Genomic DNA, 258 nt, shown 5'->3' on the forward strand with positions numbered 1-258 from the left:
AATTAAGGCCTATGACGTCCGTGGCGTGGTGGGCGAAGATATCGATGAGAACTTCGTGCGCGATACGGGCGCCGCGTTTGCCGCCATCCTGCGGGAAGAAGGCGAAAATACCGTAGCAGTCGGCCACGATATGCGCCCGTCCTCGCCGTCTCTGGCGCGCGCTTTTGCTGAGGGTGTGACCTCGCAGGGCCTCAACGTGACCCTGCTGGGGCTAACCTCTACCGACGAGCTCTACTACGCCGCCGGCTCCCTGGAGTG

The 258-nt window shown here is 62.8% G+C and carries 1 pseudogene; it reads left to right on the plus strand.

The annotated features are described in order from the left end of the window. Nucleotide 1: 1 nt before the first annotated feature. Nucleotides 2–258: pseudogene (gene manB, locus FVA95_RS30050) on the plus strand (phosphomannomutase/phosphoglucomutase); the annotation flags it as partial.

Origin of the sequence: Pseudonocardia sp. EV170527-09 (genome assembly GCF_008369905.1) — a bacterium.
Taxonomy (GTDB): domain Bacteria; phylum Actinomycetota; class Actinomycetes; order Mycobacteriales; family Pseudonocardiaceae; genus Pseudonocardia.